Source organism: Deinococcus aquatilis DSM 23025 (assembly GCF_000378445.1).
Taxonomy (GTDB): domain Bacteria; phylum Deinococcota; class Deinococci; order Deinococcales; family Deinococcaceae; genus Deinococcus; species Deinococcus aquatilis.
On record NZ_KB899748.1, the window covers coordinates 22076 to 30080 of the forward strand.

Genomic DNA, 8005 nt, shown 5'->3' on the forward strand with positions numbered 1-8005 from the left:
CCTCCCATTGGGCGACCAGGAATTTTGTCTGATCCAGCGACTTAGGCCAGTTGGCCGATGTTCAGCGGTTCAGCCGCACGCTAAGTTCTGTTCGTTCAGGCGGCGCGGATCACGGTTCCTTCCCCTCCGAAGATTGCAGGTGCTCCCTCGGCGCGGCCCTGAGGGATCCACCTGTCGGAGGCACCCTGGTGCCTTCCCTCTCACCCGTGACCATTTTCCCCTGAACCTTCCTCCACCCTGTTTGCCCGGTTCTTCTTGCCTCTGAGACGCAATGGCCGGGCTTTTGCTTGCTCGCGTGCTTTCTGGAGGATCGATGACGGGTCTCCTTGCCCTGCGCACCTATGAAGGTGCCCCTGCGTTCCAGCGCCCAGTTCGCGAAGAACTGTACCTGCTGGTCGCCAATCAATTGTTCCGTGGAGACAGCTTCTACGAGCGTCAGGCCGACATGACCACCCAGTCTCGGCAACTGGTTCAAGCCGTTGCCGCTGAGCCGGGAGGCGGACACTTTATCGCCGCACTGGCGATCTACGCCCGGCATCAATTGATGCTGCGCATGACCCCCACCATGCTGGTGTGTGAAGCCTTTTTGCTGGCGCTGCCTGAAGCGGAGGAGGCGGCCCGGGCCATCTGGATTCGGGGAGACGAGCATCTGGACGCCCTGGCTTACCTGAAAGCCCAGGGGAAATTCCCCAAACGGTTTCTGAGGGCCGTGGCCGAGCGGCTCAATGCCCTGACCGAACGTCAGGCCCTGCGCTATGCGGGCCGGGGTCAGGGAAAAGCCTACAGCCAACGCGACGCCCTGCGGATCACGCATGCCAGACCGAAAGATGAACGTCAGGCCGCGCTCTTCCGGAGTCTGACCCAGGGCTGGAAAGCCCTGACCGAAGCAGAACAGGCGCAGCTGCCCCTGATGCGGGCCGTGCGGCAGGGCACGCAGACCGTCAGTTGGGAACAGGTCATCTCCCGTGAAGGCAGCACCTCCCTGACCTGGGCTGGGGTGGTGCCCACGATGGGCTATATGGCCCTGCTGCGCAACCTGCGCACGCTGGTCACCCTGAACGTGGGAGACGATGTTCTTCAGGCGGCGGCCAAGCGGCTCGCCGATCCGGAAGAGGTGGCCGCCAGCCGGCAGTTGCCCTTCCGGTTCTACAGTGCCTACAACGCCTTGCTGCGTCCCAAGGTCGTGTGGGGAAAAACCAAGCTTCCCCGCTGGCAGGTGGTGGCTTACTGGGAACGCAAACGGGTCACCCTGCCGGCCCGGGGGTACAACGCGATGGAGATGGCCCTGCAGCACCTCGGGGTTCAGGTGCCGGAGCCGCAACCCACGCAGCGCAGTATTCGTGTTCAGCACTCCAAATTTGTTCAGATTGGTTGGCAGTGGATCAGAACTGGACACTTTCCCTTTGCCGGCTTCGCCACGAACCCGGTGCGCCATGTCCCGCCTGTGCTGCTCTCGGCAGTGGAGGCGGCCATGGAGTGCTCGGCAGAACGGCTGAAGAATCTGCCGGGCCGAACCGCGGTCTTTGTCGATCTGAGCGGCTCAATGTACGCTCTGGTTTCAGACAAGGGCACCATTTCCCGGATGGAGGCCGCCTGCACCCTGGGTGGACTGCTGGGCCGACAGGCGGGCTGCCAGGTCTATGCTTTCGGGAGTTGGTTCAAACAGGTGAACTTGAAGGATGTACCGAGTGCACTCCAGGCGGCCCAGCGGATTCACAGGACAGAGCATGAGGTCGGTGGAGGCACGTATCTCCTGCCTGCGTTTGAGGAGGCGTTAACGGCGCACTTTGACCGCGTAATTGTTCTGACCGACGAGCAGGTGGCCGATGCGGCCTGGGGCAGACTGAAGCGGTATTTGGATGCGGATTCGCAGCGGCAGGCGTACGTGATCAATCTGGCCGGGTACAGCCCCAGCTTTGTGGGCGGGCATCCGCGTCTGATCAGTGTGGGCGGATTCAGTGACCGCGTGCTGGACTGGATGGCAGCCCTGGAGCAGCCAGACCCCATCAAGGTGATTCTGGGGCACCTGCCATAAGCTCTGATGACTTGGCCGAGTGGAGTCAGGAAGATCCTGCCACGTCCGCTGGTGGATCATGACAGGCGCACCAGGACGTATATACCAAGGTTGAAACCACTGGAGAAAGAGTTTCTTTTTCTGCTGTGGGGCGAAGAAATCACGCATGAACAATGGGAATGTATGGAACCCTTCTTCCCATCCCTCCTCCGCCCTCTCATTCTTGGGACCGGTTCAGGCAACACCGCCTCCTCGGGAATTCTCAGATCAAGCTCAACCGGAACGTGGGCGTGACCTGAAAGTTCCGGTTCGTACGCCCAGTTCCATGGCCGAAGATTCGGTCTTGCTGGAATTTCTTAACTGCGCCCCAGCAGATGAACGCCAGTCCTGCATACGCTAGGGCCACAGCACTCTGGTTCCACAGGACGGAAGGACTGGACGCCCTTTGCGCAGGATGGTTTCCCATAACTTCATCAAAGCTCAGGATGTACGGCCACATCAGACTGGAGTGAACCTAAAGTATCGGGCCAGCAGGCAAGTCACTTTTAGGCACAATGATATTGGCCAGAGCCAACTGACCGCAATACCGTTCCAGCTCGGCAATGCGAAGTTCGTCGCTGCGATCCGTCGTGGCACCATCGGCAAAAGCGGCTTCCCCACGCGCCTAGACCTTTTTGCGCCACCGATGAATCAGGCTCGGCGCCAGGGAGTGGGGGCGGTTGAGCTGGGCAGTGAGGTGCTGGCCGCTGTTGATCTGGCTGACCACCTCAAATTTGAAGTCGCGGCTGTGATTTCATCCGGGCATGGAATCCCCTTCGCGATGCAATCAGCGTACCCGCTGACTGGGGCGAAGTGTCTTGGGCTGTGACTCTGTCGGAGGGGGTCAGTCCACGCCGTCTCACAGACGCACCCTGCTACGCCACCTGATGGTCTTCAATGGTCAAAGTCCAGCTTAGCATACGCGCCATATTCAGCATGAGATCGCGCCTGCTGGAAGCGGCTGGATCGTTGGTCAGCGCAAGTTCAAGGCGCGAGACAGGCTCGGTATGTACCGTCAGGTGCAGAAAGGTCAGTCATGACACACTCCACTGGGGATCAGGGCGAGACAACAAAAAGGAAGGCCAACATGACAGCCTCCTCCAAGTCGGTCTATTGGGACCGGTCCAAGCCGCCCATCACGGCACTTTTGAGGAGGCTAACATGCACGACAGAACAGGGGCACAGGGCCAATTCCCCTGTGGTCTTTGGCCCTCCACGGCGTATGTCAGCGCTTTGCCAAACTCGCGTCAGTGTGCACCAGAACTGATCTGGAGAGTTAACAACGCCAGGAAAGAGGCGGAACCAGGATCGTACGCTGCGCAGTTCGCTCAGAACCACGTCAGTCCTTGTGCTGTTGGAGTGGCAATACCCCTCCTGGAGCATCAAAGACTGGCCAAATGCTGGTGTACGAAGCTCACGGTTACGCTGCCTTCCCCGACTGCACTGGCGACCCGTTTGACGCTGGATGCCCGCAGATCGCCGACCGCAAAGATGCCCGGTACACTGGTCTCCAGAGGATAGGGTGCACGGGCAAGGGGCCAGGCAGTGCGGGTCTCCTCCGGCAGATCATCACCGGCCAGTACAAACCCACGTGGATCTTTGGTCACCACGCCGTCCAGCCATTCGGTTTGCGGCGCAGCTCCGATAAAGCTGAACAGGAACTGGGTGGGCCGTTCCTGAGACACCCCGGTTGTCCGGTCGAGCACCGTGACGCTCTCCAAATGCTCCTGTCCGTGGCACGCCACAACCTCTGCATGGAGCTGCACCTCGATGCTTGGCGTGCGGCGAAGTTGCTCCACCAGATACTGCGACATCTTGGCCTCCAGATGTGCGCCCCGGACCAGCATGACCACACGGGCCGCGTACTGAGAGAAATACATGGCCGCCTGTCCCGCTGAATTGCCTGCGCCGACGATGTACACCTCCTCCCCCCGGCAGTTCACGGCTTCACTGCGCGCGGCCCCGTAATAGATTCCGCGCCCCGCAAAGCGGTCGGCCCCCGTTGCAGGCAGTTTCTGCCAGCTGACGCCGGTGGCCAGAATCAGCGCGTGACACCCGATTTCAGCTCCAACGGCCAATTGCAGGTACTTGTATTGACCCTCCACCCGCAGACGTTCCACGGTAACGGGCGTCAGCAGTTCGACGCCAAATTTCTCGGCCTGCGCCACACCTCGCCGGGCCAGGTCTCCACCGGACAGCCCGGCAGGAAATCCCAGATAATTCTCGATCCGGCTGCTGGTTCCGGCTTGACCACCAGGCGCTTCACGTTCAATCAGTACCGTCGTCAGTCCCTCAGAAGCGCCGTACACTGCGGCGGCCAGGCCAGCCGGACCGGCACCCACAATCGCCAGATCATAAAAGGGACGAGAAGCGGATCTGCCCAGTCCCAATTGAGCAGCGAGGGCAGCCACCGTGGCCCCTTCCAGTCGCTCGCCGCCTGGCAGGATCACTAGGGGCAACGCCCCTCCTGCCTCACCCCTCAAGGTGTGCGCTTCTGGAGAGGTGTCCAAGTCATAAAAGGTGTACGGAGCGCCGTTACGGGCCAGAAAGTCCCGCAGTTCATGGGCCTCGGAAGACCAGCGGTCGCCCACCACTTTGAGCCCGCCGTATCCCGGCTTGTATTCTCCCCGCCAGTCGTCCAGCAGATCGTCGATGACCGGGTAGAGTTCTTCTTCGGGTGGATCCCACGGTTTGGTCAGGTAATAGTGCACCCTGGATTCATTGATGGCTTTGATGGCGGCGTCGGTATCGGCATAGGCTGTGAGCAGCGCCCGCTTGGCCTCGGGAAAGAGCAGGGCGGCTTTGGACAGAAATTCGACGCCATTGAGTTGCGGCATCCTCTGGTCGCTGAGTAACAGTGCCACGGCGTCACCGCGTTCCTGCAACTCGGCCAGGGCAGCCAGGGCCTGCTCGCCTGATTCAGCCCGCAGGATCCGGTAGGCCTGGGCGTATCGGCGGCGCAGGTCGCGCGTCACTGCCCGTAAAACTTCAGGATCATCGTCCACGACGAGAATCACAGGGCTGGGTGTTTGAATATCCATACGACCTCTCTGCAAAAGAAGTGGGAAAAGAGCGGGACAAGACCAGCTATGGAGCGGCTGGAAGCCAGACCTGGATGTCCGTTTCGCCCGGCTGGCTGGTCACCTGAATACGTCCACCATGTTGCCGGATGACGATCCGCTGCACCAGATCAAGACCCATGCCAGTGCCTGTTCCGACGCCTTTGGTGGTAAAGAACGGCTCGAAAATTCGGCCCTGAATTTCGGCGGGGATGCCTGCACCGTTGTCGAGGAAGGACACCCCGACCTGATCGGCCTGGACGGTCACACCGATCGTCAGCCGCCCGTCCTGCGCCAAAGCGTCGACAGCATTGTCGATCAAATTCGTCCAGACCTGATTGAGTTCACCCTCATGGCCGATCACGCTGGGCAAGCTGTCCGGGTAGAGGCGTTCTACCTGAATGTTCTTGCTGCGGAGCTTGTGCGCCAACATCGTCAGCGTGCTGTCGATGCCGGTGCGCACGTCCACTGGCTGCTGATCGCCGCCCCGGTCCATGTGCGAGTACCGTTTGATCGATCCGACCAGTTCTGAGATCCGCCCCGCCGCTCCGGTCATATTGCGCAGGGCCATCTGGCTGCCCAAACGAAATTCCAGGTAGGCCGTCAGGGTACTGGCATGTGTCCTCTGCTGCTCAAGCCACTCCAGATCGCCTGGCCGCACGCCCGCTTCTACCAGGGTGGCGGCCCGCTCTTCCGGACGTTCCACCCCCAAATCGTCCAGCTGGTCCAAAAGCTGATCTTCGAGGTCGGCCTGCTCGATCGTGCCCACTGGCCCGGTGCGCTGGGCTGCCAGCACGATGGTCGTTTCTGCCTGCTGCAACTGGGTGGAGCTGATGCCGGAGTACAGCAGTTCCTGCAACAGAACAGGGACGCTGCCCAGTTTGTCCTGTAAGTCAGCGGCGTCGCGCCGCAGGGCCGCAGTCGGATTGTTCAGTTCATGGGCCAGTCCAGCCGAGAGCTTACCGAGCGCACTCATGCGTTCGCGCTGCTCTTCAGCATGTGCGGCGTCACGAATTCGGCGGGTCATGATGGCCAGTAACCGCGCATCCAGACTCGGAACAGCTTGAGCCAGAGCCGGGAAATCGGTTTGGGGAAGCTGGCCTACCCGTGTTCGGCCCACCGCCCGCCCGGTGGAGGCAAAATGGGTCATCCGGGAATGAGGAAGCATCCCGGCCACTTCTCCCTGACGGGTCACGTACCGGATCGGCTGCCCCCCCAACTCCCCGGTATAAGCGACCTGACCTTCCAGGAGCAAGAACAGGTGGCTGGCCGGATCACCCGCCTGAACCACCACCTGACCGTCTGCGAAGTGCTGCTCCTGGGTGTGGCTGGCGATCCACTCCAGTTCGGTGTCTGTAAGATCGCTCAGCGCTTCGATCTGCCGCAGATCGTCTGGGGCGGGCCTCATTCCAGCATCACCCGGTCGATATAGCACCACACCCACGTTTCTCCAGGTTCGACCGAGCGTGCCAGTGGATGCCCCGAGGCCCGGTGATGCTGGGTGGCATGCTTGTTCTTGCTGGAATCGCAACACCCGATGTATCCGCAGGTACTGCACATCCGCAGGTGAACCCACGGGTCGCCCAGGGCCAAACACGCTTTGCAGCTGTACGGCCCAGGCTCGGCTGGGGCTGAAATGACGAGACTGGAACGGTGACTACAGGTGGTTATGGATTCTCCTCGCTTGCACGAGATCAATTTAATGGGATGCAGGCACGCTCGGTCATGTGGCCGCGGAACATAACGACCTCTCGGACTCAAACCATCCAGCCAGTTTGCCCTGATCCTGTCAGCCTTGTCCCCGGCCATTTGGTTGGGGACCTGCCTGTCCAATTGGACAGAGACAGGGCAAACGGAGAGGGTTACATTGGCCCATCAGCGACGATCATCCCCAGCGCTGGAACGTGTACAAGGCCCTCCTTACCGGCAATATTCTAGCCAACATCGTCTTCATGGTCCCCATGTGCAGACCAGAAACGGCGGGACGACTACGGCCACCGCCATTGAAGCGATCCGGATCATTTCCACGGTACCGACCCGGTAAAGCTCCGTCTGATCCTGAGGTCTGACCATCAACGTGGGCATCAACACTCCGCCTGACTCCGGGGGATGGACGCCAGGCTTGCGCTTCCTGTTGAAGGGCCTGCAACCCGGAGAGCGAGGTGGATCTCAAGGCCACATCTACGAGGCAGACCATGCGTTCGAAGCCCTGGCCTGCGGTGAAATGACCCCGCGCCAGAACATGCTGGGTCTGCAGGAGGGCCGTGAGAGTGACCTGCCGCTGTGGTGCCAGGGTCATGGCATCTGGATCACGCCTGGAGGGGCCGGGGCTGCCGAATCGCTTGGGCCAGGGACTGAGAGGTGCAGTCAACGGGCTGGAGTTGCTGAGAGCCGTGGATGGATCTCAAGGACCACGCCTTCAACCAGACCGCGGGATCGGCCTCATTGGGAGAGGCCGCCAGTCAGACCAAGGCTTCAGCCACCTGTCGGCGAGTCTGGTGGTGCTCAAGCGTGCTGGGCCACCCGGAGGCAGGTTATAGAGGCGTCACGCCGTTCAGAGGAGAGACCTCCTGTGCCGGGCCAATGACTTCAGCCCAAATGCTGTGTTGAGGCTCTGATTCTTTCACCTCGGCCTGAGGGACTGACAAAACAGATGAGAATGCCCCCGTCGGGGCATTCTTGAGCTGCGATGACACAAGAACAACGCACCGATGGGGACGCCGTCATTCTATTCAGCCGGGTCTTCGATCTGCTCCGGTCAGCCCCATGGCGGGACCGCCGACACGCTCTGACGATGGCTTGGATGGTCGTGGGCCTCTTGATGTCGCAGGTTCCACACCCTGCGGCGTGGTGCTCTTTTCGTTGTTTCACGCGCTCGATACGCTCAGAGCCA

Annotated in this window: 5 protein-coding genes; 2 read left to right on the top strand and 3 right to left on the bottom strand. The window is 60.9% G+C overall.

What is annotated here, in order from left to right; translation table 11 throughout:
- Nucleotides 1–313: 313 nt before the first annotated feature.
- Together F561_RS27470 and F561_RS29190 are read left to right on the top strand one after the other, a co-directional pair.
- Nucleotides 314–2035, top strand: a complete 1722-nt coding sequence (locus tag F561_RS27470; RefSeq protein ID WP_019011895.1) for a TROVE domain-containing protein — start codon at nt 314–316, stop codon at nt 2033–2035.
- A gap of 433 nt (nt 2036–2468) precedes the next feature.
- Entirely contained in the window at nt 2469–2882 is a 414-nt protein-coding gene (locus tag F561_RS29190; protein WP_157452066.1) for a hypothetical protein, read from the top strand.
- 553 nt (nt 2883–3435) lie between these two features.
- Here F561_RS29190 and F561_RS0120790 read toward each other — a convergent pair.
- The 3 genes from F561_RS0120790 to F561_RS30145 are packed head-to-tail and all read right to left on the bottom strand — an operon-like array spanning nt 3436 to nt 6705.
- Nucleotides 3436–5094 carry a response regulator gene (locus F561_RS0120790; RefSeq protein ID WP_019011898.1) on the bottom strand — a complete coding sequence of 553 codons (1659 nt, stop codon included), beginning with the start codon at nt 5092–5094 and terminating at the stop codon, nt 3436–3438.
- Nucleotides 5095–5140: 46 nt separating this feature from the next.
- Nucleotides 5141–6520, bottom strand: a complete 1380-nt coding sequence (locus F561_RS0120795; RefSeq protein ID WP_019011899.1) for a sensor histidine kinase — start codon at nt 6518–6520, stop codon at nt 5141–5143.
- A complete protein-coding gene (locus F561_RS30145; RefSeq protein WP_245556605.1) occupies nt 6517–6705 on the bottom strand; it encodes a UBP-type zinc finger domain-containing protein in 189 nt (62 codons plus the stop codon). Before F561_RS30145 ends, F561_RS0120795 begins: the two co-directional genes overlap by 4 nt.
- Nucleotides 6706–8005: the final 1300 nt, after the last annotated feature.

What these genes read in the sequence shown, in the direction of transcription:
- F561_RS29190 (WP_157452066.1), top strand. Translation starts at nt 2,469, where the DNA reads ATGGTTTCCCATAACTTCATCAAAGCTCAGGATGTACGGCCACATCAG.
- F561_RS0120790 (WP_019011898.1), bottom strand. Translation starts at nt 5,094, where the DNA reads ATGGATATTCAAACACCCAGCCCTGTGATTCTCGTCGTGGACGATGAT.
- F561_RS27470 (WP_019011895.1), top strand. Translation starts at nt 314, where the DNA reads ATGACGGGTCTCCTTGCCCTGCGCACCTATGAAGGTGCCCCTGCGTTC.
- F561_RS0120795 (WP_019011899.1), bottom strand. Translation starts at nt 6,520, where the DNA reads ATGAGGCCCGCCCCAGACGATCTGCGGCAGATCGAAGCGCTGAGCGAT.